Source organism: Maribrevibacterium harenarium (assembly GCF_006385675.1).
Taxonomy (GTDB): Bacteria; Pseudomonadota; Gammaproteobacteria; order Pseudomonadales; family Marinomonadaceae; genus Marinomonas; species Marinomonas harenarium.
The window spans coordinates 14,184-38,981 of record NZ_VFRR01000002.1 but is presented as its reverse complement, the minus strand read 5'-3'; the positions used below and the strand labels follow the sequence as shown (position 1 = coordinate 38,981).

At 47.5% G+C, this 24,798-nt stretch carries 23 protein-coding genes; 15 read left to right on the top strand and 8 right to left on the bottom strand.

Annotated elements, in window-relative coordinates:
- Positions 1-54 precede the first annotated feature (54 nt).
- From FJM67_RS01415 to FJM67_RS01365, 11 genes are all read left to right on the top strand, one after another.
- Positions 55-459 carry an ATP synthase subunit I gene (locus FJM67_RS01415; RefSeq protein WP_140586900.1) on the top strand — a complete coding sequence of 135 codons (405 nt, stop codon included), beginning with the start codon at positions 55-57 and terminating at the stop codon, positions 457-459.
- A gap of 54 nt (positions 460-513) precedes the next feature.
- Positions 514-1,335 carry a F0F1 ATP synthase subunit A gene (atpB, locus tag FJM67_RS01410; RefSeq protein ID WP_140586899.1) on the top strand — a complete coding sequence of 274 codons (822 nt, stop codon included), beginning with the start codon at positions 514-516 and terminating at the stop codon, positions 1,333-1,335.
- A gap of 79 nt (positions 1,336-1,414) precedes the next feature.
- Positions 1,415-1,672 (top strand): F0F1 ATP synthase subunit C, encoded by a 258-nt coding sequence (gene atpE / locus FJM67_RS01405; protein WP_067035513.1) that lies wholly within the window; start codon positions 1,415-1,417, stop codon positions 1,670-1,672.
- A gap of 60 nt (positions 1,673-1,732) precedes the next feature.
- Entirely contained in the window at positions 1,733-2,203 is a 471-nt protein-coding gene (locus FJM67_RS01400) for a F0F1 ATP synthase subunit B (RefSeq protein WP_140586898.1), read from the top strand.
- An 11-nt stretch (positions 2,204-2,214) separates the two neighbouring features.
- The gene (locus FJM67_RS01395) at positions 2,215-2,751 is read left to right on the top strand and encodes a F0F1 ATP synthase subunit delta (protein WP_140586897.1); all 537 of its coding nucleotides are present in this window, start codon (positions 2,215-2,217) and stop codon (positions 2,749-2,751) included.
- 34 nt (positions 2,752-2,785) lie between these two features.
- Entirely contained in the window at positions 2,786-4,330 is a 1,545-nt protein-coding gene (gene atpA / locus FJM67_RS01390; protein WP_140586896.1) for a F0F1 ATP synthase subunit alpha, read from the top strand.
- A gap of 79 nt (positions 4,331-4,409) precedes the next feature.
- Entirely contained in the window at positions 4,410-5,270 is an 861-nt protein-coding gene (gene atpG / locus FJM67_RS01385) for a F0F1 ATP synthase subunit gamma (protein WP_140586895.1), read from the top strand.
- A gap of 28 nt (positions 5,271-5,298) precedes the next feature.
- Positions 5,299-6,675 carry a F0F1 ATP synthase subunit beta gene (atpD, locus tag FJM67_RS01380; protein ID WP_140586894.1) on the top strand — a complete coding sequence of 459 codons (1,377 nt, stop codon included), beginning with the start codon at positions 5,299-5,301 and terminating at the stop codon, positions 6,673-6,675.
- A gap of 57 nt (positions 6,676-6,732) precedes the next feature.
- Complete coding sequence (locus FJM67_RS01375) at positions 6,733-7,149, top strand: F0F1 ATP synthase subunit epsilon (protein ID WP_140586893.1); 417 nt, start codon at positions 6,733-6,735, stop codon at positions 7,147-7,149.
- A gap of 161 nt (positions 7,150-7,310) precedes the next feature.
- Positions 7,311-7,730: a F0F1 ATP synthase subunit epsilon gene (locus FJM67_RS01370; RefSeq protein WP_219845857.1), complete on the top strand. Its 420-nt coding sequence runs from the start codon at positions 7,311-7,313 to the stop codon at positions 7,728-7,730.
- Between the two features lie 155 nt (positions 7,731-7,885).
- Positions 7,886-9,790 (top strand): propionyl-CoA synthetase, encoded by a 1,905-nt coding sequence (locus FJM67_RS01365; protein ID WP_140586892.1) that lies wholly within the window; start codon positions 7,886-7,888, stop codon positions 9,788-9,790.
- Positions 9,791-9,876: 86 nt separating this feature from the next.
- Here the strand turns inward: FJM67_RS01365 and FJM67_RS01360 are convergent, their stop codons facing one another.
- On the bottom strand, positions 9,877-10,617 hold the full coding sequence (locus FJM67_RS01360) for a TrmB family transcriptional regulator (RefSeq protein WP_140586891.1): 741 nt from the start codon (positions 10,615-10,617) through the stop codon (positions 9,877-9,879).
- 82 nt (positions 10,618-10,699) lie between these two features.
- On the opposite strand from FJM67_RS01360, the gene tcdA reads away from it, so the two are divergent.
- Positions 10,700-11,485 (top strand): tRNA cyclic N6-threonylcarbamoyladenosine(37) synthase TcdA, encoded by a 786-nt coding sequence (gene tcdA, locus FJM67_RS01355; RefSeq protein WP_140586890.1) that lies wholly within the window; start codon positions 10,700-10,702, stop codon positions 11,483-11,485.
- Position 11,486: 1 nt separating this feature from the next.
- On the opposite strand, the gene FJM67_RS01350 is transcribed toward tcdA, so the two are convergent.
- Both FJM67_RS01350 and FJM67_RS01345 read right to left on the bottom strand, forming a co-directional pair.
- Positions 11,487-11,876, bottom strand: a complete 390-nt coding sequence (locus FJM67_RS01350; protein ID WP_140587047.1) for a SufE family protein — start codon at positions 11,874-11,876, stop codon at positions 11,487-11,489.
- Positions 11,869-13,086 carry an aminotransferase class V-fold PLP-dependent enzyme gene (locus tag FJM67_RS01345; protein ID WP_140586889.1) on the bottom strand — a complete coding sequence of 406 codons (1,218 nt, stop codon included), beginning with the start codon at positions 13,084-13,086 and terminating at the stop codon, positions 11,869-11,871. The genes FJM67_RS01350 and FJM67_RS01345 overlap by 8 nt, the downstream gene beginning before the upstream one ends.
- A 157-nt stretch (positions 13,087-13,243) precedes the next feature.
- Here FJM67_RS01345 and FJM67_RS01340 point away from each other — a divergent pair, with 157 nt between their 5' ends.
- Entirely contained in the window at positions 13,244-14,884 is a 1,641-nt protein-coding gene (locus tag FJM67_RS01340; protein WP_140586888.1) for a GntR family transcriptional regulator, read from the top strand.
- 17 nt (positions 14,885-14,901) lie between these two features.
- On the opposite strand, the gene eptA is transcribed toward FJM67_RS01340, so the two are convergent.
- Complete coding sequence (gene eptA / locus FJM67_RS01335; RefSeq protein WP_140586887.1) at positions 14,902-16,482, bottom strand: phosphoethanolamine--lipid A transferase EptA; 1,581 nt, start codon at positions 16,480-16,482, stop codon at positions 14,902-14,904.
- A 212-nt stretch (positions 16,483-16,694) separates the two neighbouring features.
- Between eptA and FJM67_RS01330 the strand changes: the two genes are divergently transcribed.
- On the top strand, positions 16,695-17,543 hold the full coding sequence (locus tag FJM67_RS01330; RefSeq protein ID WP_140586886.1) for a phosphatase PAP2 family protein: 849 nt from the start codon (positions 16,695-16,697) through the stop codon (positions 17,541-17,543).
- 88 nt (positions 17,544-17,631) lie between these two features.
- On the opposite strand, the gene FJM67_RS01325 is transcribed toward FJM67_RS01330, so the two are convergent.
- Together FJM67_RS01325 and FJM67_RS01320 are read right to left on the bottom strand one after the other, a co-directional pair.
- Complete coding sequence (locus tag FJM67_RS01325; protein ID WP_140586885.1) at positions 17,632-18,828, bottom strand: amino acid aminotransferase; 1,197 nt, start codon at positions 18,826-18,828, stop codon at positions 17,632-17,634.
- A gap of 224 nt (positions 18,829-19,052) precedes the next feature.
- On the bottom strand, positions 19,053-19,247 hold the full coding sequence (locus FJM67_RS01320) for a PA3496 family putative envelope integrity protein (RefSeq protein ID WP_140586884.1): 195 nt from the start codon (positions 19,245-19,247) through the stop codon (positions 19,053-19,055).
- A gap of 166 nt (positions 19,248-19,413) precedes the next feature.
- Here FJM67_RS01320 and uvrD point away from each other — a divergent pair, with 166 nt between their 5' ends.
- Positions 19,414-21,612 carry a DNA helicase II gene (uvrD, locus tag FJM67_RS01315; protein WP_140586883.1) on the top strand — a complete coding sequence of 733 codons (2,199 nt, stop codon included), beginning with the start codon at positions 19,414-19,416 and terminating at the stop codon, positions 21,610-21,612.
- 50 nt (positions 21,613-21,662) lie between these two features.
- Here the strand turns inward: uvrD and FJM67_RS01310 are convergent, their stop codons facing one another.
- A complete protein-coding gene (locus FJM67_RS01310) occupies positions 21,663-22,022 on the bottom strand; it encodes a response regulator (protein ID WP_140586882.1) in 360 nt (119 codons plus the stop codon).
- Positions 22,015-24,555 carry a sensor histidine kinase gene (locus FJM67_RS01305; protein ID WP_140586881.1) on the bottom strand — a complete coding sequence of 847 codons (2,541 nt, stop codon included), beginning with the start codon at positions 24,553-24,555 and terminating at the stop codon, positions 22,015-22,017. Before FJM67_RS01305 ends, FJM67_RS01310 begins: the two co-directional genes overlap by 8 nt.
- Between the last annotated feature and the right edge of the window lie 243 nt (positions 24,556-24,798).

Sequence of the window (24,798 nt, the reverse complement as noted above, 5' to 3'; positions counted from 1 at the left end):
GATCACATTGTGTGCTCATTTTATGAAAGATCTAAGTACGCAAGTGAGAGTTTTATGAGCAACCAGAAGCCCAAAAGTGCCTCTCAGTTGCTGGCAGCAAAGAAAAAATCGGTGTTTTTGTTTATCGGTTTGCAATCTTTACTCGCTATTTTTGTTGCCTTGGGAATTTTTTTGTTAATGGATGGTCTGTATGCCTACTCCTATTTAGCGGGGGCCTGCGCAGCAATCATACCAAGTATCTATATGGCGTGGCGTGTGTTTGGCCATGCTGGGACGCGTGCAGCGAAAGACGTAGTGCGGTCATTTTATCGCGGTGAAGCTGGTAAGTTGGTGTTAACAGCCTTGATGTTGGCGTTGATGTTTATAGCAATCAAGCCATTATCTGCCGGAGCTTTATTAGCCGGGTTTGCGATAGCGGTTTTGAGTCATTGGCTCAGTCCATTATTTTTGAAACATTGATGTTCAAAAATGGTGTGAAACAGGTTTAATCATTGAAAGAGTGTGGATGTAAATATGGCAAGTGAAAATCTCACAGCGTCAAGCTACATACAGCACCACCTTCAGAACTTGACCTTTGGTCAACATCCTGATGGTTCGTGGGGTATCGCTCACGGTGCTGAAGAAGCGGCGGCAATGGGGTTCTGGGCAATTCACCTAGATACCATGTTGTTCTCGATCGGCCTAGGTATTCTATTCCTATGGTTGTTCCGTAAAGCAGCGAAAAAAGTTACTGCAGATACGCCTTCTGGTCTGCAAAACTTTGTTGAGATGATGGTTGAGTTTGTTGATCAAAGCGTCAAAGAAACTTTCCATGGCAAAAACAAAGTCATTGCGCCTTTGGCTCTGACCATTTTTGTTTGGGTATTCTTGATGAATACCATGGACTTGGTGCCGGTAGACTTCCTACCTCATCTTGCTTCCTTGCTGGGTGTGCCTTACTTCCGTGTGGTACCAACAACGGATTTGAACGCCACACTTGGTATGTCTATTTCGGTATTCATTTTGATCGTTTACTACAGCATCAAAGTGAAAGGCGTGGGCGGCTTCGTTGGCGAGCTAACGCTACAACCATTTGGTAAGTGGATGATTCCTTTCAACCTTCTACTAGAAGGTGTGGGTCTGCTTGCAAAACCTGTTTCATTGGCGTTGCGACTATTCGGTAACTTGTACGCTGGTGAATTGATCTTCATCTTGATCGCGATCTTGCCTTGGGGCATTCAATGGGCTCTGTCTGTGCCTTGGGCGATCTTCCACATTCTAGTAATCGTATTGCAAGCATTCATCTTTATGATGCTAACCATCGTTTACTTGAGTATGGCGCACGAAGATCACTAAGATCTGAACGCTAAGATCGTGTTCAAAAAACTGTTTTTATAAACCTTGAAATCTAAAACTGTGAAAATTAGGAGTTAAAATGGAAACTGTAGTTGGTCTAACCGCTGTTGCTGTAGCCCTTCTTATCGGTCTAGGTGCCCTAGGTACTGCGATTGGTTTCGGTCTACTTGGTGGTAAATTCTTGGAAGGCGCTGCGCGTCAACCAGAAATGGTTCCAATGCTTCAGGTTAAAATGTTCATCGTAGCTGGTCTTTTGGACGCAGTAACAATGATCGGTGTTGGTATCGCTTTGTTCTTCACTTTCGCGAACCCATTCGTTGCTCAGGTTGCAGGCTAATATTTCGCTTTGACGAAAAGTGAATTATTAATTTTGAACGACTAGAGCGAGGATATTTGCGTGAATATTAATCTCACACTAATAGGCCAAGCTATCTCGTTTGCTATTTTTGTGTGGTTCTGCATGAAGTACGTGTGGCCACCAGTGATTGCTGCGCTCGAAGAGCGTAGCAAGAAAATTGCAGACGGATTGGAAGCAGCTAACCGTGCTTCACGTGACCTTGAGTTGGCCCAAGAAAAAGCCACTCAAACGCTACGTGAGAGCAAGGAACAAGCGGCCGAAATTATTGAACAAGCCAACAAACGTGCTAACCAAATGATCGACGAAGCGAAAGAGCAAGCTCGCCTAGAAGGTGAGCGTCGCCTACAAGCGGCTCAAGCAGAAATCGAACAGGAAGTTATGCGTGCCAAAGAAGCACTTCGTGCACAAGTTTCTGCTCTTGCATTAGCAGGTGCTGAGAAGATTCTGGGCGCTTCTGTTGACGAAAAAGCACATAGCGAGATCGTTGAAAAACTCGCCAAAGAGCTTTAAGCGAGGGTCTAATGGCTGAAGTAAAAACAGTCGCGCGACCATACGCCAAAGCCGCTTTCGAAGTAGCGAGTGAGCAAGGCAGCGTTGCACAATGGGCCAATATGCTAGACATATTGGCTGATGCAACCAAACAGCCGAAGCTTGCCGCAGCGCTTCAGAATCCAGCTTTTAGTGCGCAAGAGAAGGCGTCTGCCTTGGCGCAAGTGTGTGAAGAAGCGGTGACAGAACAAGGTAAAGCGTACTTGCTTTCCCTAGCGGAAAACAAACGTTTGCTATTGTTACCTGCCATTGCCGAACTGTTTACCCAGTTTAAGTTGAACTTCGAAAAAGCGGTGGACGTAAATGTTACTTCCGCTTTCCCATTGTCCACTGAACAGGAACAGGCACTTGCGGCGTCATTGAGTAAGAAACTTGATCGTGAAGTTAACCTTACCAGTGTCACAGACGCGGCCCTTATTGGTGGCGTGATAATCCGTACCGGCGACTTAATCATCGACGGTTCAGTACGCGGAAAGATCGCGAAACTGGCCGAGGCGATAAACTCCTAGCGTTTCGAAGGAAACCAGGGTTGAGGAATTTAGCATGCAGCAACTGAATCCATCTGAGATCAGCGAGATCATTAAGAAGCGCATCGAAACTCTTGATGTGACTTCCGATGCCCAGAATGAGGGCACTATTGTCAGCGTTGCAGACGGTATCGTGTTGATCCACGGTCTGGCTGACGTAATGTACGGGGAAATGATTGAATTCCCTGGTGGTATCTATGGTATGGCATTGAACCTAGAGCGTGACTCTGTAGGTGCCGTAGTACTTGGTGATTACCAAGGTCTTGTAGAAGGCCAAAAAGCAAAATGTACTGGTCGTATCCTTGAAGTACCAGTTGGTCGTGAGCTACTAGGTCGTGTGGTTGACGCACTTGGTAACCCAATCGACGGTAAAGGCCCAGTCAATGCTCAATTAACTGACGCAGTAGAAAAGGTTGCACCTGGTGTAATCGCGCGTCAATCCGTTGATCAGCCAGTTCAAACTGGTTACAAAGCGATTGACTCTATGGTGCCAATCGGCCGTGGTCAGCGTGAGTTGATCATCGGTGACCGTCAGATCGGTAAAACCGCTTTAGCAATCGACACCATTATTGCTCAGAAACATTCTGGCATTAAGTGTGTGTATGTTGCGATCGGTCAAAAACAATCTACCATCGCTAACGTAGTACGTAAGCTTGAAGAAAACGGCGCAATGGAATACACAACTGTTGTCGTTGCTGGTGCAGCTGATCCTGCTTCTATGCAGTTCTTGGCACCTTACTCTGGCTGTACTATGGGTGAATACTTCCGCGACCGCGGTGAAGACGCGTTAATCGTATACGATGACTTGACGAAACAAGCTTGGGCTTACCGTCAAATCTCATTGCTACTTCGTCGTCCACCAGGCCGTGAAGCTTACCCAGGTGACGTTTTCTACTTGCACTCTCGTCTTCTAGAGCGTGCGTCTCGTGTAAACGCAGACTACGTAGAAAAATTCACTAACGGTGAAGTAAAAGGTCAAACAGGTTCTTTGACTGCTCTACCAATCATCGAAACCCAAGGTGGTGACGTATCTGCGTTCGTACCAACGAACGTGATTTCCATCACTGACGGTCAGATCTTCCTAGAAACTAGCTCATTCAACGCCGGTATCCGTCCTGCGATGAACGCTGGTATCTCGGTATCTCGTGTAGGTGGTGCAGCACAAACTAAGATCATCAAGAAACTAGGTGGCGGTATCCGTCTTGCCTTAGCTCAGTACCGTGAATTGGCGGCATTCGCTCAGTTCGCTTCTGACCTTGATGAAGCTACTCGTAAGCAGCTCGAGCATGGTAAACAGGTTACTGAATTGATGAAACAAGGTCAGTTCAGCCCAATGCCAGTCGCTGAGATGGGCGTAATCCTTTACGCTGCCAACGAAGGCTACCTTGCAGATGTTGAAACAAGCAAAATTTCCAGCTTTGAAAAAGCGTTCCTGTCATACATGAACAGCGAACACGCTGACATGATGGCAGATATCAACAAAACTGGTAATTACAACGACGAAATCGCTGGCACCTTTAAGTCTGCGATTGAGAAGTTCAAAGCGACGCAAACTTGGTAATGATTCTGTGGTCGGCATCGTCGACCACGTCTCATCTCTGCAGTTTGTGAATTAACATTCTCACAAGGGCAGTTCTATTATGGCAGTCGGAAAAGAGATACGCGCTCAGATTGGGAGCATTAACAATACGCGAAAAATTACTCGCGCAATGGAAAAAGTTGCGGCAAGTAAAACGCGTAAAGCTCAGGATCGTATGGCCTCTTCTCGTCCGTATGCGGAACGAATTCGCCAAGTAATTGGTCATTTGGCCAACGCGAACCCTGAGTATAAACACCGTTACCTAACCGAGCGTGAAGCGAAGCGTGTGGGTTACATTGTTGTATCTTCTGACCGTGGTCTGTGTGGTGGCTTGAACGTTAACTTGTTCAAAGCAGCACTACGCGACATGAAGAAATACTCTGATGCGGGCATTGGCATTGATGTATGTGCTATAGGCTCGAAAGCAGTATCTTTCTTCAAAAACTACGGCGGCAACGTCACTGCAGCTGTTACTGGCTTAGGTGATACACCGGAAGCGGCTAAATTAGTTGGCAGTGTGAAGGTGATGCTCGATGCTTTTGATAGAGGCGAAATTGATCGTCTGTTCGTAGTGTCTAACGAATTCGTTAACACCATGACGCAAAAGCCAACTCTAGAGCAGTTGTTGCCATTGCAAGCAGAAGAAAACGAAAAACTGAAACACCACTGGGACTACATTTACGAACCTGAAGCTGAAGAAATTCTAAATGGCTTACTTGTTCGTTTTATCGAATCTCAGGTGTACCAGGCCGTTGTTGAAAATATTGCGTGTGAACAAGCGTCTCGAATGCTGGCGATGAAGAACGCAACCGACAACGCGGGCAACCTCATCGATGAGTTGCAGTTGGTATACAACAAGGCACGTCAAGCAGCCATTACTCAGGAAATTTCTGAGATCGTTAGTGGCGCGGCAGCGGTTTAAGGTATCAAGGTATTAAGAGGATCCGAACATGAGTAGCGGACAAATCGTACAGATTATCGGTGCGGTAATCGACGTGGAATTCCCACGCGACAACGTGCCAAAAGTATACGACGCCCTCACTATCGAGGGTAAAGAGCTAGTGTTGGAAGTTCAACAACAGCTAGGCGACGGTATCGTACGTACTATCGCCATGGGTTCTACTGAAGGTTTACGTCGTGGTCTAGAAGTTCAAAACACTGGTAAAGCGGTGTCCGTACCTGTTGGTACAAAAACTCTAGGTCGTATTATGGACGTTCTTGGTAACCCAATCGACGAAAAAGGTCCTATCGGTGAAGAAGAGCGTTGGTCTATCCACCGTTCAGCTCCTTCTTACGCAGACCAAGCGTCTGGTAACGAATTGCTAGAGACTGGTATCAAGGTTATCGACCTTGTATGTCCTTTCGCGAAAGGTGGTAAAGTTGGTCTGTTCGGTGGTGCCGGTGTAGGTAAAACCGTAAACATGATGGAGCTTATCCGTAACATCGCGATCGAGCACAGCGGTTACTCTGTATTCGCCGGTGTAGGTGAGCGTACTCGTGAGGGTAACGACTTCTACCACGAGATGACTGACTCGAACGTAATCGACAAAGTATCTCTAGTATACGGTCAGATGAACGAGCCACCAGGTAACCGTCTACGTGTAGCCTTGACTGGTCTTACTATGGCGGAGAAATTCCGTGACGAAGGTCGTGACGTACTATTCTTCGTAGATAACATCTACCGTTACACACTAGCGGGTACTGAAGTATCAGCACTTCTAGGTCGTATGCCTTCTGCAGTAGGTTACCAGCCAACTCTTGCAGAAGAGATGGGTGTACTTCAAGAGCGTATCACGTCGACTAAAGTTGGCTCTATCACTTCTATCCAAGCGGTATACGTACCTGCGGATGACTTGACTGACCCATCTCCAGCGACCACTTTCTCGCACTTGGATGCAACCGTTGTATTGTCTCGTGACATCGCTGCGCTAGGTATCTACCCAGCCATCGACCCATTAGACTCTACTTCTCGTCAGCTTGACCCACTTGTTATCGGTCAAGAGCACTACGATGTAGCACGTGGCGTACAGACAGTACTGCAGCGTTACAAAGAGCTTAAAGACATCATCGCGATCCTAGGTATGGACGAGCTTTCTGAAGAAGATAAGCAAACCGTTAACCGTGCTCGTAAGATCCAGCGTTTCTTGTCTCAGCCATTCTTCGTAGCGGAAGTATTCACTGGTTCTCCAGGTAAATACGTTTCTTTGAAAGACACTATCCGTGGCTTCCAAGGCATCCTAAACGGTGAATTCGACGAGCTTCCAGAGCAAGCGTTCTACATGATCGGTAGCATCGACGAAGCTGTTGAGAAAGCGAAAAAACTTTAATCCACGCACAGGCTGGTAGCAGTGCTATCAGCCTAGCCTGACAAAGAGAGGCATCTTATGGCTATCACAGTCCACTGCGATATCGTAAGCGCTGAACAAGAGATTTTTTCCGGCTCGGTGGAGTCTCTTGTGGCTGCAGGTAGTTATGGCGATCTGGGTATTATGCCAGGTCACGCGCCTTTGTTGACTACTCTGCAACCAGGCCCAGTTCGTGTGATTAAACAAAATGGTCAAGAAGAGGTAATCTTCGTGTCTGGTGGCTTCCTAGAAGTTCAACCACACCGTGTGACTGTTTTGGCTGACACCGCTGTTCGTGCAAACGATCTAGATGAAGCATCAGCTCTTGAAGCGAAGAAACACGCTGAAGACTTGCTGAATCAACAACATTCTGACATTGATTACTCTCGTGCAGCTGCAGAGCTTGCCGAGGCTGTGGCGCGTTTACGTACGATCCAACAGTATCGCTCTAAATAAGCGAGATATCTTTGTTGAGAAAAAGCAGCCAACTGGCTGCTTTTTTTTGTCTGCGAAAAATCGTTTTTGTCGCGACTTTAGTTTTTTATTCTCATTTTGCTAGCGAGAGTGTGCTTTTATAAGGGAGCCATTTTTTGCCACAACTGAATAAGGAAATACCTGTGCACACCATTCAATGCGATATTGTTAGTGCCGAGCGAGTGTTATTTTCCGCTCAGGTACAATGTCTGATTATTACTAGCGAGCAAGGGGAGCTGGGAATTTACCCTGGTCATGCCCCCTTATTGGCGACTCTGTCCAACGGAGCTGCTCGAATTCAATTACCTTCTGAGCAAGAGGAAGTCGTGTATCTATCAGGTGGTTTTGTCGAAGTACAGCCTTATAAAGTGACTGTCTTAGCAGATGTTGCACTGCGTTTAGATGAACTGCATGAAGAAGCCGCGTTAGCAGCCAAGCAACATGCGGAAGAGCATTTAGGTAACAATCAGCCAGATTTAGATCATCAGCGAGCCATGAAAGAGCTCAACGAAGCATTGACCCGACTACGAGTTATTAATAAATATAGCCACCACAATACTTAATATTGTCGACAATTATGTGAAAACGAACACTTTTTTCGCTGTATTAGCCTTAAGTATTAGTTTATTTGTGCTTTTTTTAGTCTATTTTTAATCCATAACATCAGGATTGTTGACAATCTTGGGTGACTAACAATAAGCACAATAAAGGTCTAATCATGTCATACGCAGCGGAGTATCAACGTTCAATTGAACAACCGGAGCAATTCTGGAAGGAAAAAGCCCAGGCACTTGAATGGTTTCAATTCCCCAAAACGATTCTTAGCCAAGATGAAAACGGGATGGATCGCTGGTTTGCTGACGGCGAGCTCAATACCTGTTATTTGGCCCTCGATCATCATGTGGAACAAGGTCGTGGTGAGCAAGCCGCTCTTATCTATGATTCCCCAGTAACGGCTACCAAGAAGACCTACAGCTATCGGGAGCTTAGAGACGAAGTATCCCTATTCGCTGGGGCGTTAAAACAGCAGGGCGTCACAAAAGGGGATACGGTCGTCATCTATATGCCGATGATTCCCCAAGCGGTAATTGCGATGTTGGCCGTGGCCCGTTTAGGTGCCATTCATTCCGTAGTGTTTGGTGGCTTCGCACCCCATGAGTTAGCCGTGCGCATCGATGATGCTAAGCCGAAAGTGGTAGTTACCGCGTCCTGTGGCATTGAAATTGCCCGTATCGTGTCTTACAAGCCATTGTTGGATGATGCACTAGAGCAAGCCAGCCATAAGCCCCATGCTTGTATCGTCTATCAGCGTGAACAGGAGCTTGCGACGCTGCAAGAAGGGCGCGATGTGGATTGGCTAGAAGCAGTTGCCCATGCCCATCCCACCGATTGTACCCCAGTAAAAGCTACTGATCCCCTCTATATCCTATATACCTCAGGTACAACAGGTAAACCGAAGGGAGTGGTACGGGATAACGGCGGCCATGCTGTGGCGCTAAACTACTCCATGAGTGCCATCTACAATATGCAGCCGGGAGAAGTGTTCTGGGCCGCTTCTGATGTGGGCTGGGTCGTTGGACACTCGTACATTGTATATGGGCCGTTGTTACACGGATGTACTACGGTAGTGTACGAAGGCAAGCCGATTAAAACGCCGGATGCCGGTGAATTTTGGCGTGTTTGTAAAGAATACGATGTCAAAACCTTGTTTGCCGCCCCGACAGCATTTCGTGCTATTCGTAAAGAAGACCCCCACGCTGAGCTGCTTAACAAAGAGGATCTCGCGGGACTACGCGTCATCTTTATGGCGGGTGAGCGTCTTGATCCTCCCACCTACGAATGGACCAAAGCCGTCACCGGTAAATGTATTGTCGATCATTGGTGGCAAACCGAAACCGGTTGGGCAATCTGTGCGAACCCCATCGGAATCGAGATGAAGATTGCTAAGGCTGGATCTTCTACCGTACCAACGCCTGGGTTCCAAGTACAGGTACTAGACGACCGTGGAGAACCATTACCAGCCAATGAACAGGGCAGCATCGCTCTGAAACGCCCTTTACCCCCCAGTTGTCTACCCACTATTTGGGGGGATATCGAACGCTTTAAGTCCGGTTACCTAAATGTATACCCCGGCTACTACACTTCCGGTGATGGGGGCTATATCGATGAAGATGGTTATGTCTTTATCATGGGGCGTACTGACGATGTGATTAATGTGGCGGGGCACCGTCTTTCTACCGGCGAAATGGAAGAAGTGGTTGCCATGCACGAAGCGGTGGCTGAGTGTTGTGTCATTGGTATCAATGACGAACTCAAAGGTCAGCTACCACTGGGTATGGTGCTGTTAAAGAATGGCTATGAAGATCATGCTGAGAAAATTCAAGACGAGTTAGTCGCCTTGGTCCGCAAAGAGATCGGTGCATTAGCCTGTTTCAAAATTGCCTTAGTGGTACCGCGTCTACCCAAAACCCGCTCAGGTAAGATTTTGCGTAAACTGCTACGTCAAATAGCCTCGGGGGAAGAATTTACCATTCCGTCTACCATTGATGACCCTAACAGCATCCACGACATTCAGGAATTAATGCTGGAAAAAGGTATCGTGGTGCAGCAAATGGCAGGTTAGTGCCAACCGGTGACTAGGGGCGCGATGTAAATCGCGCTATGCCAACTTGCCCGAGCCCCGCTCGGGCTTTTTTTGCTTTACGTACTTCATAGTAAACGCCACAGGGTATCAAAGATAATCTGCTGAGCCTTGGCGATATCATTAGATTCTAATACCACCGCCGACGGGAAATTCTCCCGCGCTAGGGATATGATGGCACACTTAGGTGGATAGATTGCAATATAGCTGGCATCGACGGCACCTTCCGTTTTAATCCATTTACGCTGAGACAGCTCGGCATCTTCACCACCGTCACCTAGAGCGATAACCTTTACATTGATACCCAGTTTTACTCGTTGCTTCGTATAGGTAGGAAATGGACGATATAGGTAGGGCCGAATTGGCTTAGATGAGAACACACAATATTCTTTATGGTCTTGTTGTGAGACCACGTTTAAAATATCGCGCAAGACCCACTCAATGCCATCGTCGCCCTCATAATAGCGTACATCAGTGTGGTGAAGCTTAGGTTGGGATTGGATCAAGTCGGGAATAACTGTATGTTTAAGCGTTTCAATGGTTTTTTCCAACCGTTGTTTCCGCTCTTGCGCTAGATTCAGTAAAATTTCTGGGCTCTCTGCCATGAAAAAGCGCCGTTTTCCCTTCGGAAAGTAGCTTACTACGCCTTTGGCCTGTAACTCTTTTAAGGACTCATAAGCAGAACCTCGGTTAATCCCCGAATGGCTGGCGATATCCCGAATCGAGGTTGGCCCTAGTTTCAGCAAGGTTTGGTAAAGCTTGGTTTCACGGCTAGTGAGTCCTAACTGTTCAAAAACGAAATCCGACATATAACAATGATCAACCTGTGCCAGTGGTGCAAACGAATACCATCATTGTGCCCCTTTTTATGCAATCTGCAAGGAGTCTGACATGACAGATGAACAACGCTTTGGCGGCATTAGACGACTTTACGGTCAACTAGCCTACGAGGCTTTTCGCCAAGCTCATATCTGTGTCATTGGTATTGGTGGTGTCGGTTCATGGTGTGCGGAAGCATTAGCACGATCAGGGGTAGGGCAGATAACGCTTATAGATATGGACGATGTGTGTGTGACCAACATCAACCGCCAGATTCACGCACTCGATGGCAATATCGGCAAAGCCAAAGTCGAGGCTATGGCGGAGCGTATTAAACTCATCAACCCAGACTGCCAAGTCCATTGCGTCGAAGATTTTGTCACGCCAGACAATGTGGCAGAGTTGCTTGATCAGCCGTTTGATTACATTATTGATGCGATTGATAGTTTGAAACCGAAAGCCGCCATGATCGCATGGTGTAAGCGCAATAAGCGTAAGCTAATCACCGTCGGTGGCGCGGGTGGTCAGATCGACCCAACTAAAGTCCAGATCGCCGATCTTTCCCGTACCGAGCAAGACCCGCTGGCAGCTAAGCTGCGCAACTTCCTACGTCGCCATTACAACTTCCCCCGTGATACCAAAAAACGCTTCGAAATTGAATGTGTGTACTCATTGGAGCAACTAAAATACCCACAGACAGACGGTACAGTGTGCGAAACCCGCGAGAAAGGAGATACAGAAACCAAGATGAACTGCGAAACTGGTTTTGGCTCCAGCACTGTCGTCACGGCAACCTTTGGGTTTGTCGCAGTAGGCAGAGTGCTAGAGAAACTGGCGCAGAAGGCGACACAGGGTTAATTCAGTTTGCTTGGACCTGTTTCAATATTGTCAAGATACCATTAGTTCTGGAGCTGGTGAGATAGCTAGATAGGTTAAATTCGCCAAGCTCGGCGACTAAGTCCCGTCGCTGTAGCTCGGCTTTGCTGTAGCCATTTACTAAGCTAAGGATGACCATAAGAACGCCGCGCATAAGTTTGGCGTCGCTATCTGCTTGGAAGGTACACACGCCGTTTTCTTGGTGCTCAATCAGCCATACGGCGCTTTCACAGCCTTTCACCTTGTTATCTTCGGTTTTGTCGGACTCGGATAAACGTGCTAGCTGTTTGCTGAGGTTAACTAATTCTTTGAAGGTAGCCTCTTTGCTGGTGCAAGCTTGTAAACGTTGCTTGATGAGCTTGGTGTCAATCATCACTTAGTATCTCTATGGCATCGAGTAGCACGCTACAGAAATGCTGTGCTTCCGCTAGGGTGTTGTAACAGGCAAAGGAAGCACGCAACGTCCCAGTAACTCCCAGTTGTGCCATGAGTGGGTGGGCGCAATGACTACCGGCGCGTACTGCAATTCCCTGGCTATCCAAATACGTATTTAAATCAATAAGATGAATGCCAGGAACCCCTAAGGATACCATGGTTGACCCTTGTTCTGGGGAGTAAAGCTCGATCCTAGTATCGAAGCGCAATTCATTGTAAACCCAAGCCGCGAGTTGCTGCTCCCACGTTTGGACCGCCGATCTGTCTAATTGTGCTAAAAACTCACAGGCAGCGGCTAGTCCAATAGCGCCTTCAATATGGGGTGTACCGGCTTCTAAGCGGAATGGTAAGTCATTAAATTCGGTACTGTTGTAACTGACATGGCGTACCATTTCTCCGCCGGTTTGATAGGGTGTCAAAATATCTAGGGCATGAGCTTTGCCGTACAGCACTCCAATGCCAGTAGGCCCATACATCTTGTGTCCCGAAAAGACATAAAAATCGCAGTCCAGAGCCGCCACATCAATGGTCTCATGGGCAACAGCTTGTGATCCATCGATCAAGGTAAGTGCGCCCACTGCTTTGGCGCAGGACAACAAGTGTGTTAGTGGAGTATGTACACCGAGGGCATTGGAAATATGCGTACAGGCCAAGATGCGGGTGTGTTTATTAAAGTAATGTTCATACTCCGGCTCCCATTCCCCTTTCGAGGTGAGTGGCAAAATACGTAGCCGCGCACCAGTTCGAAAAGCCAGCTGTTGCCAAGGCACTAGGTTGGCATGGTGCTCTAGGCTGGTGATAAGGATTTCGTCCCCCGCTTTGAGCTGCCACTCCAAGCCGTAGGCCACCATATTAATCGCTTCAGTGGCGCCTTTGGTCCAAATGACATGACTGTTCGCAGGGGCATTAATGAAGCGCGCAACTTGTGTTCGTGCTTGCTCGAATTGCCCCGTAGCGCGGTCACTGAGGTAATGGGCCCCCCGGTGCACGTTCGCATTACTGGTTTGATAGTAATTCAGCAAGGCATTGAGAACCTGAGTCGGCTTTTGGGTTGTTGCCGCATTATCCAAATACACCAGTGGCTGATCATTCGCCTGTGTTGCCAAAATAGGGAAGGCGTCGCGCAATAGATGGGGGTTAAAAGTCATGTTACAGCCGCTTCATCGATCAATGTCGTTATTGTAGCGCAAATCCCGCCTTGACCAAGTAGAGTAACGATAAGTTGCAAAGTGCTGGTTTGTCGCGAAGCATATCTTTTATACTGTGATGACAGTTTAAAACTATATTAATAAATAGGTACACATCATGGCGGACTTTCTCTATAAGCAGGTAGTGGATTGGTTTTTAGCCCAGTTAAGCCAAGGGGACCTTGCTCCGGGCGATAAAATGCCTTCTTTACGGAAGTTAGCGAAAACCCTCGACCTTAGCTTGAACACCATCATTCACGGCTACGATATTTTAATGGAAGAGAAGTGGATTGAGTCACGGCCTAAGTCGGGTTACTTTGTTTGCCACAAATCGACCACGCGATACGCACATGTATTGGCCGGGGATCAAGTACGTAACTTGGTGGAAGATGGGGGCAAGCTATCTTGGGCGGCTCTATCTCATCGTGCTGCTTTAGTCGACCAATGTGATGCTTTTTTACCGCTGGCGCAAAAACAAGATGAAGTTTCACTACCGGTACTTGGCAAAGGGCATTTAACCGCCCGTGAAGCAGTCGCCGACCATCTTTCTAAAGTCGGTATCAAAGCCCACCCTTCACAGATCTGGTTGGGGCGCTCGCCCCTCGCTATTTTTACTCAGGCGGTGCAATCTCTTACGCAACCGGGGGATCGTGCTTTGGTTCTAACACCCTGTGACCCGCGTTTGACTGCCACGTTAAAAAGCTTGCAGCGAGAAGTATTTTGCCTCGCCAGTGGCGAACGTGGTGTGGACCTAGATGAAGTCGTACGGTGTTTGCGAGATGACAATATTAAACTACTGGTGTTGCCGAGCCAGTATGGCTTCCCGGCTGGATTAGAAATTTCAAATCTTAGTTTGCGCCGTTGGTTAGCCTTACTGAAGCAGGTAGGGATTCCTGCCATTGAATGGGATATGACCTCTCATCTTGGCTATAAAGCCACGAATATCATGACCTACAAAGCCCTCGATGAAAGCAATCAACTAGTTTATATCGGTGGAGTGGAATCTCGCGGTGTTGATCGCAGCGCTGCCTGGTGTTTAGCAGCTCAATTTACCCACCTAGAAGGTGCTATTTTAAGTGCGGATTTAGCGTTAACGGAGGCGCAACAACAGGCACTAACAGACGCCCTGCAACCCAATGCCACCCAATCCCTAAGTAAACGTGCTCGGCAAATTTGGTCTGCGGTGGAAAAAGCCAAAAGTGAACTAGAACAACAGCTTGGCGAGCGGATTCAGATCGCGCCGGCGAAAGGTGGTCTTGCATTATGGGTACAGATCGCTGCTCCCTTGAATCGAGATGACATGACGAAATTGCTAGCTAAGCATCGCCATGGAATTTTACCTGGGAATCTGGCCACCAACGAAGAGGATGCGGAACATTGGCTGGCCGTTAATGCCACCTATCCAGAACTGAGTTCACTCGCGGCCATGTTAGCCACTCTGATTCCTCTGCCAACGTCGGATAATGGGGATGATGGCGTTGCTGTTGATCAGGAGCCACGTCAGCAAAATTCGTCAGCAGAAACCATTGCGCAAATAGAGCTGGATACAGATGTTGTGTTGGACGACGCTGAAATCGTAGCGCTTCCGTTAGAGCAGGGATCTGAGGAGAGCATCTCGGGAGAGGTGGCGACGCCAGAACTCGAAGAGGCGAACAGCCACCAAGCACCAGATGAAAGTACGGAAAGCAAAGCGACAGGAACCGCATCTTCCCATCATTACAATCCTATGCTAGACCTGATTAACCATGACTTTGGTTAATCAGGAGTTGTTCAGTCTTATTGGTTGAAAATATCTAAATCTGGGCGATAAAACTCACTGGTTAACCCCAGAGCCCCCATGACCGAGTGGAAGATTTCATCCTGACTGTTCTCGGGGCGATCTCGTAACTGCTGGGGTTGCACTTGATGCTGACGCTGGAATGCGTCCGACATCCAAACGATAAATGGAATCTCTAATTGCTGTTTGGGCGCTAGGGAATAGGGAGTGCCATGCAAATAGAGACCATTTTCTCCTAGTGACTCACCGTGGTCGGACAGATACAGATAAGCGCTGCTCTGCACTGAAAGCGACTGTAACGTTTGCGTCAAACGTGCGAGAAAGTCATCGTTGTATAAGATGGTATTGTCATAGGCATTGAGTAGGGATTCGCTGGAACATTTGCTCAGCTCCACTGAGTCACACACCGGCGTAAAGTGCTCAAACTCAGGCGGATATTTCTTGTTGTAGGCGGGGCCATGGCTTCCCGTCTGATGCAAGACCACAAACACCTTATCGGCGGTCGCGTTTTCTATTTGCTCTTTGAGACCAGCGAGCAATACGCCATCATAGTTGCAATCTATGCCCTGACATTGTGCCTTTAGTTCTTTGGATGTGAGGTAGCTGGATACAGTGATCGGCGCTTCCCCCCAGTTTTTACTACGCCAAATAACTTCCACCCCTTGTCGTTGTAGATAAGTAGGTAGGGTCTCGTATACCTTGCCAAAGGACTTCTCCTTAGTGTGAGCCAAGATACAAGCGACCGCTGCGGTGGTGTAACTGGCACAGGCGCGGGTGTTGGCCATCGCTACCGCACCGCTTTGGGACGTTTTAGGATTGGTGTTACGGGCGTAGCCATACATGGAGAAGTTTTCCGCTCTTGCCGATTCTCCGATAACGAGTACGACAACGGTTTTCTCCTGATTCGTGAAACTTCCGTCAGCTAACGGAGTTTGTGTTACATGCAATGCCGCGTAGTCTTGATAATACAATGCGCTGTTTACGATATACGACCAAGGTAAGATGGTGCCCCCGAGCGCTTTTCCGTGTTTATCTATCCACAGCCACGTCGCGCTGGCTGACCAGATCCAGACAATACTGAGCCCCATGCCTACGAGCCATTGAGTCGCTAAACGCCAGCGTGATGCCGTGCTAACTTGCATACGCCATAGCCACCAAGACGGCAAAACCCCTAACAGCAGTACATACAGTAGCAAAGTAAAGGAAAGGTACTGGCTGGATTCAGAGGTCTGGGTATTGAGGATATTACCTATCATGGTCTTATCAAGAATGACCTGATAAGTGTTCAAGAAATATAGTGCACAAGCGTTGGTCAGCAGAAAGAGTGTCGCTAGTACTTTTGCCAAGCGGATTGAAAGTAATGTCACCAAGGTGAAGCTGGTATAAGTAAAAACGACGATGACTACTGCAATAGTGATCAATGTTTGCCAACCAGCCCAACTTGCCAACCCTAAGTGAGTTGCCACATACGCAGCGACTGGCCAATTGTTTAATAACACAATAGCAAAGGTCAGCCAGAGTGCGAACTGTCCTCGGCTAGGGGTGAAGAAGTACTGCTTTAGGGATGTTTGTGAAATCATAGTGGAGTGTGCTTGGGTAATATCGACGTTAGTGGGGGCATAGTACCACTTCTAGGAATGCCTGCATGGTTTTTACTAAACTCCCTGAGCGTTGATTTAAGTAGTTATATCTTTAATAAAATGGATTTATATCCTACTAAGTATGTGTTAAGTTTTGCAGATTAATATTTGTGCAATCACTTAGTAAAAACACGTCAAAGAATATTCAATATATGTCAGCCCTGCTTAATCGGTTTTATATTTCTAAGCAATATCAGAGCCTTATTCATACCGCTCAAGAACAACGATTTTCCCCAAAAAAGTCGGATTACATCGCCCTTTCCATCATTGCGATGATATTGGGGGTGACGGCTTTATTGGGTTTTGTTGTCGAAGGCTACCATTTTGCATTCTTAAGTATTAATGCTTTGAATCCCTACATCCCTGATCTTATCTTAGAGTGGGTGACTTCCTTTGGCGACACCATGTTTTTGCTCGGGCTGATCCTGATTTTTGCTACCCGCAACGTACAGTATCACTGGTCTATTCTATTTGCCTGTGTGGTTGCCGGGTTAGCGATCAATTTGCTCAAAGATTATTTTGCTATGCCTCGTCCTCCCGCGGTATTGGATGCGGGTAGCTTTTACCTCACTGGCAAAGCTTACATGGCCCGTAGTTTTCCATCTGGGCACAGCTTCACGGCCTTCTTGGTCGCAACCATCAGCTTCTTCTATTTGCCCAAAACCTGGATGAAGTGGTCTGTTATCGGCCTTGCCTGCATGACAGCACTAAGCCGAGTGGTTATTGGCGTGCATTGGACAGCAGATGTCACCGTCGGAGGCGCACTCGGAACTCTATTTGGTATGTTTTGTGTGTGGGCAACCTGCTGTTGGCGTTTAGGTGTTTGTAAGCTATTACACCTTTTTACCCTAGTGCTCATGCTATTAGTGACTGACAGCGTGTTTTTTACTGGTAATGATTACCCACTGGCATTGCCATTGATGTATTTGGTGGCATTTTTAGCGCTTGTACAAGTGGTGCGTTATTACCTATTACCGGTGAAGACAACGGCTTCTACTTGAATCTATCGTGACAGTCTAAAGTCACTTTAATGGATATAAAAAAACCGCTTAGGTGAAAGCCTAAGCGGTTTTGTCTTTCAGAGAGGAGTTAACCCTTCAATACTGCCGCAATGGCGTCACATAGGGGTTCCATATTGTCTTTGGTCATACCTGCTACGTTGATACGGCCCGAGCCAACAATGTAGATACCATATTCCTGTTTCAACTGGGCGACGTGTTCAGGGGTTAGACCGGAGAAAGAGAACATGCCCTGTTGTTGAGAAATGAAGGAGAAATCCTGCTCTACGCCTTTGGCGCGCAACGTAGCAACAAACAAGCCTCGCATTTCATGAATACGCGTGCGCATCGCCTGCAATTCCATTTCCCATAAACTGCGTAGTTGTGGGTCTGTTAGCACCTCAGTCACCACCGCAGCACCGTGAGCTGGCGGGTTGGAATAGTTGGTACGGATGCAACGCTTAACTTGGCTGAATACGGCCTCGGCTTGTTCTGCAGTTTCACACACGGCAGTGATTGCACCTACACGCTCATTGTACAGGCCAAAGTTCTTCGAGAACGAGTTAGCAATCAGCATCTCTGGTACTTGCTGTAGGAAAGTACGTAGTCCTTGAGCGTCCTCGTCTAGGCCAACTCCAAAGCCTTGGTACGCGAAGTCAAACAACGGCAAGAAGCCTTGTTTACTACATAGTTTAGCAAGTTGTTGCCACTGGCTAGTGGTTGGATCGATACCCGTTGGGTTATGACAGCAACCGTGGAACAGTACCACATCTCCCGCTGGAACCTGAGACAAGCTTGCGAGCATAGCTTCAAAATCCAATGATTTAGATGCGGCATCGTAGTAGGCATAGCTACCTACTTCCAAGCCTACCGATTGGAAGATGGACTGGTGGTTTGCCCAAGTTGGGTTAGATACCCATACGGTTGCATCCGGCATATGTTTCTTAATGAACTCAGCTGCAACCCGTAGAGCACCGGTGCCACCTGGCGTTTGCGCCGTGTGTGCACGTTGTTTAGCGATAATTTCGTGATCAGCACCTAACAACAATGTTTGAACGGCCGCGCGGTAGGCCTCTGTACCTTCGATACTCAAGTAGCTTTTGGTCTTTTCATTCGCAACTAGACGCTCTTCTGCCTGCTTTACTGCTTTCAGAATAGGAGTGGCGCCATTTTCGTCTTTGAATACGCCAACACCCAAGTTGATTTTATTCGGGTTGGTTTCGTTACGAAATGCGTCGTTTAAGCCTAGTATCGGGTCCGCTGGTGCAGCTTGGATATGTTCAAACATTGGTGACTCCCCAAGGGGTTATAGGTATTTTTGTTATGGTTGATGGGACATAAAAATCAGCGGCAATGTTACTCCAAGCACGGTTTGATCGCTATAAAAACCATGCTTGCTATTGAGCTAATACTGGGGAAATTGACTGATATTAGCCAAATTTTAAAGCGCAAAACACCACGCCTGCTGCCCGTGGCAGCAAGCATGGAATAGACTTACTAGGATCTTAGTCGCTAATCGTCCCAGCCGTCACAAATAGAGCGTTTTAGGCGCTTTTCCTCTAAGTAATCTTCAATAGCACGGCGTGCTTTGAGCATGCGTACGCTATCTTCCTTCTGATTGCGTTCGTCCTCTTCCTTCTGCAAGCTGATAGAAGCATGCAACAAGTCAGTTTTTACTTCGGACACAGTTTCTGAAGATATACTCATCGTTTTTTCCTCTCTGGAGCATTTCGACGACAGAAATACAGAGATCACTGTCATCGACAGGTGAAAAAAGTCAAAATAGACAGATAAACAGATATCAGTGGTATAAATTGCCCAAAACTGATTAAAAATCAACCTCTATTTGATGAATTTTTTGTTGGCAGGTGGAATGGACGTTTCTTTTATTCTTGATGCGCTAAACGACAAGCAGCGCGAAGCCGTCGCGGCCCCGCTACAGAACAGTTTAGTACTCGCCGGAGCCGGTTCCGGTAAAACCCGGGTGCTGGTACACCGTATTGCTTGGTTGATGCACGCCTACGAGCTGTCACCCTACAGCTTGATGGCGGTGACCTTTACCAATAAAGCCGCCCGGGAAATGCAAGGGCGGATCGAGCAATTGGTTGGCGTGCCACCCCAAGGCATGTGGGTGGGAACGTTCCACGGCTTAGCCCATCGTCTGCTACGTGCCCATTGGCGTGATGCTGGGTTGAAAGAAAACTTTCAGATCATGGATAGTGACGATCAGCTACGTTTGATCAAGCGCATCATGCGGGATATGAGTATTGATGAAACCCGCTGGCCGCCGAAACAAGTGGCTTGGTTTATCAATGCCCAAAAGGATGAAGGTCGACGGGCTGCTCACGTGCCAGATAGCCACGATCCATTCTCCAACGGTATGCGTGAGTTGTATTACCACTACGAAGAAGCGTGTGAAAAAAATGGCTTGCTGGATTTTGGCGAATTACTGCTACGCGCCCATGAGTTAATGTTAACGAACCCCGCATTATTACGTCATTACCAACAGCGGTTTGTGCATGTACTGGTGGATGAGTTTCAGGATACCAACAGTATTCAGTATGCTTGGCTAAGAGTAATGGTCGGGGATCAAGGCACGATTACGGCGGTCGGGGATGATGATCAGTCTATTTACGGTTGGCGTGGTGCGAAAATCGAGAATATTCAGAACTTTACTAAGCATTTCTCTGATGTACAGACCATTCGTTTGGAGCAAAATTACCGTTCCACCGGAAACATCCTAAAAGCGGCGAATGGTTTGATTCGGCACAATGATGATCGTCTCGGGAAAGAGCTGTGGACCGATAGCGGGAGCGGAGAGCCGATTTCCGTCTATGCCGGATTCAATGAACAGGACGAGGCCCGTTTTATCCTAGAGGTCATTAAAAAATGGCGTGACAAAGGGACCTCTCTAACCGATATGGCGATTCTGTACCGCTCCAATGCCCAGTCACGGGTGATAGAGGAGTGTTTGGTACGTGAGCAGATACCCTATCGAATTTATGGTGGTCACCGCTTCTACGACCGTCTAGAGATCAAAAATGCGTTGGCCTATGCGCGTCTGGCGATTGATGCAAACGACGATGGTGCTATGGAGCGGGTGATCAACGTGCCACCCCGTGGCATCGGCGAGCGTAGCATCGGTACAATTCGTGAAATTGCTCGGGATCAAGGCTGTTCTATGTGGCAGGCTGCCGAGCAAATCGTCGTCCACGGTACCTTACCCGCCCGTGCTACCAATGCCATCAAAGCCTTTATGACGCTGATTCAAGGGATGGCACAGACCGTACAAGCTCCGGATTTGGGTTTGGGAGATGTGTTTGAGCAGATTATTCAAGAAGCCGGATTAATCCCATATCACGAGAAAGAAAAGGGTGAAAAAGGCGAAGCACGGGTCGAGAACTTACAGGAATTGGTGAGCGCTGCCAGCGGCTTTAGTTGGTCAGAGACGGATGAAGAGTTTAGTTCGCCTATGTTAGCTTTCTTGGATCAAGCGGTGTTGGATGCCGGGGACGCTCAGGCGGATGAATACCAAGACTCGGTACAGCTGATGACCTTGCACTCTGCCAAAGGTCTGGAATTTCCCTTAGTATTCCTAACTGGTGTGGAGGAAAATCTCTTCCCTAGCAAAATGTCGTTCGAAGAGCCGGGGCGTTTAGCAGAAGAGCGTCGCCTATGTTATGTCGGCATCACCCGAGCGATGGAAAAGCTCTATATCACCTATGCAGAATCCCGTCGCTTACATGGCTCTGAGTCCTTCAATAGCCCCTCACGCTTTATCCGTGAGATACCAGAAGATTGCTTAGAGGAAGTACGCTTACGTTCTCAAGTGGCACGCCCTGTGTCACTGCAACGTCCCGACTATCAAGCGCAAAATCAACGTATTATGCAGGGGCATCAAGTACCACAAACCAACATTTCCATGGGAGATCGGGTACGTCATCCAATTTTTGGGGAAGGTTTGGTCATTAACTATGAGGGACAAGGGCCACAAGCACGGGTACAGGTAAATTTTGACACGGAGGGAACCAAGTGGCTGGTACTCTCATTTGCTAAGCTTGAGGTACTCTAGCTAGAGGTAAGTGGGCGGTGATCGGTCGCCGCCCACTTACTGCGGTAATATCAACAGCTGCTCGCCACTTCTTCTAAACGCTGACGACTTAACGGTTTGATCAGCACGTCATCAAATCCTAGCGAGAGAAACTTATCGTAGTCTTCAGACTGAGCATGGGCAGTATAAGCCACAATCTTGGCCTGAATGTCCGGCCGCTGACGTAGTTTTTCGCAGGCTTCTTCCCCTGACATACCGGGCATACTGATATCCATTAGGATCAGTTGATAGCGATTTTTATCGGCCAGCTCCAATGCCTTTTCACCGCTATCTGCTTCTTGTACTTGCCAGCCTAGGCGCTGTAATAGGGTACAGGCCAAGAGGCGATTGATGGATTGGTCATCGACCACCAGGGCAGTACGTTCAGTCATGCTGTTGTTCCTCAATGGGGAGATATAAAGTAAAGGTAGACCCTTCGCCAAGTGCCGATGTGACTTGGATATGACCACCCATATTTTCAACCAGTTCTTTGACTAATGAAAGCCCTAGGCCAGTACCGGCTTTTTCTCGGGTTAGGAAATTTTCCACCTGTTTAAATTTCTCAAAGATCGCTTGGTGATGCTGTGGGTCGATACCGATACCGGTGTCTTTCACGGCAATCACAATATTGCCCTCGTTGCCGGAGACTTGAACGGCAACCGAACCTTTATCGGTAAACTTAAGCGCATTACTAAGTAAGTTGTTCATCAACTGTGCTAAGCGCTTTTTATCGGTGCGAATCGCCGTAGGTGCGCTGTCATCAAATTTTATATCTAAAGCGATACCATTTTGCTCGGCGCTGGCTTTGTGGATGAGCACCATTTCTTTAAGCAAGGGTTGGGTTTCCCAATCTTGATATTGGTAGGTCATTGCCCCTGCTTCGATTTTCGCTAAATCTAAGATTTCATTAACCAGTAGTAGTAAGTGTTCACCGCTGGAGTGAATGATACGGGCATATTCACCTTCCGCTTTATCCGACAATTCATCTTTCAGCAATTCGGAGAAGCCAAGGATACCATTTAACGGAGTGCGTAATTCATGGGAAACGGTGGCTAAGAACATGGATTTAGCACGGCTAGCCTGTTCAGCTTGCTCTTTGGCTTCTTCAAGACGTTGGAATGAAAACTCTACAGAGTCCGCCATTTTATTAAAGGAATGACTTAGCTCGGCGATTTCATCATTAGAGATTACCGGAATACGGCGCTGACGCTCACCCTTCTGGAAGGCCCGTATCGCTTCTACCATAGGTGTGATGCGCCCAGTAAGGACATTCGCCATCCAGAATGCGATAAAGATAACTATGATCACCATCACGATGGTAGAGCCCCACAGCCCGTAAGCTGCGTTTTCTAAGCTCACTTTAATACCATCTATGAGGGTGTCTCTTTGTTGGGTGAAGACAACGTTTTTCTCTTGTATCAGAGCATTCAGTTTCTCTGCGCTTTCGGTAGCGGCTTTATGGAAATCATCGATATTGGCACCGATGGTGACAAAACCAAACCCTTGTTTAGAGTTGCCGTATTGACCGGTGTAATAGGGAATTGCCGCTGCTGTGGTCAGTTTCCATAACCCAGAGAAGAAAATCACAAAGGAGCCGGAGCCACCGTGCTCGGTCACTGCATTCCAGCCATGACACTGAGGAGAGAAGTTTAAGTAGCGACAATCTAACCCCACGTGCCCTGATTTGGCTTGTGCTAGGGCTGGTTTCAGCTGCAAGCTTTGATTGCGGAACGGCTCGACGGTGGCTAAAAATTCATGGGATGGCAAACCACTAGCTTGCCACTCATCGTATAGTTGCGCATCCATCCAAGGAGTATCTGGTTGACCAGTTTGTGGATCGTAGCCGACGATCATGTAATCCCGTGGATGGGAAATAGCGCGACTTTTATTATCCCAAATGAAGGCATAATTCCCCTCGATGGGGTCTGATATGGGGGTATAGCGTGACTCATTAGGGCTAGCTCGATCAGAGAACTGGCGAATATGATCATGGTTTAATGCCAAGGTCACATAGCCAACTTTACGACCGTTTTCGATTACTGGCGTTGCCCAACGCACAATGCCTTGGAAGTGTTTACCGACAGGGTTTTCGGTGCCAGCATAGGCGGATTCTTGAGGTAGAAATTCTTTACCTACTTTTTCTAGGCGTTGGGGCAAGTAGGCACCAATAATGTGGGTTGGCACATAAGCGCCGATGACTTCGGATACATATATGTCCCCAGCTTCTAATGCTTGCAGGTCGTTAAAGTAGTTCTCTGCGCCTAAAAAGGTGTTGCGCTTATTGGCAATGTTTTTGAGCTCAGGTGAAGTAATACCTTGTTGCGTGACTTTCACCAGTTCTTGACCATTTAGGTCAACAAACGTCATCTCTACAAACAAGGGTTGCATGGTTTTTTCGCCTAAATACTCTGGCGCACGAGCATGGAAGGCTTTGTTATTGTCAGCCAAAATTTCTCGGGTAACTTTGGCCTCTAAAGCCACTTCTGTTTTAGGTTGCCAGCGACTGCCATCGGCAGACAGTTCCCAGTCCCCGTGCCGATACATAGGGCGTTGCATATGCTCGATAAAATCTCGATAGGCCTGCTCTGTTCGCGGCAGGTTTGCGGCGTAGCGCGCATCGGCATCACGCTCGTAAAGAAAGTTCGCGAGGTTAATGGCGATCGAGGTGGTTTGCGCTTCAATGGCTTCCCGAGATTTTTCATCCAAGGCAGCGATAGCATCTTCCACTACAATGGCGCCGAGTTCTTCCACGGTATTTAAACTGTTACTAGCCATTTTAGTGCCCTGCTCAGAGACACTGTTGCCGAGTTGTTGAGCGGTGCTCCAAGCAAACCATGCTAATAGCACGAGTGGTAAAACTTTGATCAACACAAAGATGCTGATGAGTTTACTGCGGATACCTGAGAGAAATTTTGGAAGCGGCATAGTAAGTCCTTGCCAACCTTGGATCAGTTGAATTGTGGAAATATAAACTAAATGAGTTAGGTAACCTGTTTGTTAGTGTAAACAAATATCGCATCAATGTTACAAAAAGTAAGTAAACAAAAATTACTCTATACCCATCGCTAACACAGACTAAACCAATTCTCTTTGAGATGCCGCTCTAATTGCTGTATTTATTACCTATATCAGTCTATTTAGCGACTGATTCTCTATTTATTAACGGGA

Excerpts from the sequence above, each read along its gene's own strand:
- FJM67_RS01415 (WP_140586900.1), top strand. The coding sequence starts at position 55 with ATGAGCAACCAGAAGCCCAAAAGTGCCTCTCAGTTGCTGGCAGCAAAG.
- atpB (WP_140586899.1), top strand. The coding sequence starts at position 514 with ATGGCAAGTGAAAATCTCACAGCGTCAAGCTACATACAGCACCACCTT.
- atpE (WP_067035513.1), top strand. The coding sequence starts at position 1,415 with ATGGAAACTGTAGTTGGTCTAACCGCTGTTGCTGTAGCCCTTCTTATC.
- FJM67_RS01395 (WP_140586897.1), top strand. The coding sequence starts at position 2,215 with ATGGCTGAAGTAAAAACAGTCGCGCGACCATACGCCAAAGCCGCTTTC.
- atpA (WP_140586896.1), top strand. The coding sequence starts at position 2,786 with ATGCAGCAACTGAATCCATCTGAGATCAGCGAGATCATTAAGAAGCGC.
- atpG (WP_140586895.1), top strand. The coding sequence starts at position 4,410 with ATGGCAGTCGGAAAAGAGATACGCGCTCAGATTGGGAGCATTAACAAT.
- atpD (WP_140586894.1), top strand. The coding sequence starts at position 5,299 with ATGAGTAGCGGACAAATCGTACAGATTATCGGTGCGGTAATCGACGTG.
- FJM67_RS01375 (WP_140586893.1), top strand. The coding sequence starts at position 6,733 with ATGGCTATCACAGTCCACTGCGATATCGTAAGCGCTGAACAAGAGATT.
- FJM67_RS01365 (WP_140586892.1), top strand. The coding sequence starts at position 7,886 with ATGTCATACGCAGCGGAGTATCAACGTTCAATTGAACAACCGGAGCAA.
- FJM67_RS01360 (WP_140586891.1), bottom strand. The coding sequence starts at position 10,617 with ATGTCGGATTTCGTTTTTGAACAGTTAGGACTCACTAGCCGTGAAACC.
- tcdA (WP_140586890.1), top strand. The coding sequence starts at position 10,700 with ATGACAGATGAACAACGCTTTGGCGGCATTAGACGACTTTACGGTCAA.
- FJM67_RS01350 (WP_140587047.1), bottom strand. The coding sequence starts at position 11,876 with ATGATTGACACCAAGCTCATCAAGCAACGTTTACAAGCTTGCACCAGC.
- FJM67_RS01345 (WP_140586889.1), bottom strand. The coding sequence starts at position 13,086 with ATGACTTTTAACCCCCATCTATTGCGCGACGCCTTCCCTATTTTGGCA.
- FJM67_RS01340 (WP_140586888.1), top strand. The coding sequence starts at position 13,244 with ATGGCGGACTTTCTCTATAAGCAGGTAGTGGATTGGTTTTTAGCCCAG.
- eptA (WP_140586887.1), bottom strand. The coding sequence starts at position 16,482 with ATGATTTCACAAACATCCCTAAAGCAGTACTTCTTCACCCCTAGCCGA.
- FJM67_RS01330 (WP_140586886.1), top strand. The coding sequence starts at position 16,695 with ATGTCAGCCCTGCTTAATCGGTTTTATATTTCTAAGCAATATCAGAGC.
- FJM67_RS01325 (WP_140586885.1), bottom strand. The coding sequence starts at position 18,828 with ATGTTTGAACATATCCAAGCTGCACCAGCGGACCCGATACTAGGCTTA.
- FJM67_RS01320 (WP_140586884.1), bottom strand. The coding sequence starts at position 19,247 with ATGAGTATATCTTCAGAAACTGTGTCCGAAGTAAAAACTGACTTGTTG.
- uvrD (WP_140586883.1), top strand. The coding sequence starts at position 19,414 with ATGGACGTTTCTTTTATTCTTGATGCGCTAAACGACAAGCAGCGCGAA.
- FJM67_RS01310 (WP_140586882.1), bottom strand. The coding sequence starts at position 22,022 with ATGACTGAACGTACTGCCCTGGTGGTCGATGACCAATCCATCAATCGC.
- FJM67_RS01305 (WP_140586881.1), bottom strand. The coding sequence starts at position 24,555 with ATGCCGCTTCCAAAATTTCTCTCAGGTATCCGCAGTAAACTCATCAGC.